Origin of the sequence: Microbacterium sp. ZXX196, assembly GCF_009709595.1 — a bacterium.
Lineage (GTDB): Bacteria > Actinomycetota > Actinomycetes > Actinomycetales > Microbacteriaceae > Microbacterium > Microbacterium excoecariae.
Map to the genome: position 1 here is coordinate 1 of NZ_WMEE01000032.1, position 607 is coordinate 607.

Genomic DNA, 607 nt, shown 5'->3' on the forward strand with positions numbered 1-607 from the left:
GCCGAGGCGCAGGCGGCCGAGCGCGCGCTCGAGGACGTGCGCGCCGCCCACCGCGCGGCCGAGCGAGAGGCGGACGGCCTGCGCGCGACCGAGCGCGCGCTGGGCGCCGCGCTGGATCTCGAAAACGTCGCGGCCGATATCGTCGCCCGCGGATCCGCGGGGATCCGGGGCCTCGTCAGCGAGGCGATGCAGGTCGAGCCGGGGTACGAGCGCGCGATCGAATCGGCGCTCGGGCCGCTCGCGGAGGGCGTACTCGCCGAGGACGCCGACGCCGCCTACGCGGTCGCGGCGGACGTCGGCGACGCCGGCGTCGTCGACGTCGCCATCGCGGCGGCCGGGCCGTCCGCGCCGGGTGCGCTGCCCGCGGGCGCACGGGCGGCCTGCGACGTGGTGGCGGCCCCGGACGGGATCCTCGCGTTGCTCGACGGGGTCGCGATCGCGGACAATCTTGCCGCCGCGCGCGCTCTCGCCGCCGCGGCACCCGCGCCCCGCGCGATCGTGACGCTCGCGGGCGAGGTCGTCACGGCCTTCACCATTCGCGCCGGGTCGGGCGGCGGCCGGTCCCGCCTCGCGCTCCAGGCGGAGCGCGACGGCGCCGCGACGCGCC

The 607-nt window shown here is 79.7% G+C and carries 1 pseudogene; it reads left to right on the forward strand.

What is annotated here, in order from left to right:
* Positions 1–607 (forward strand): annotated as a pseudogene (locus GJQ66_RS12125) (chromosome segregation protein SMC); the annotation flags it as partial.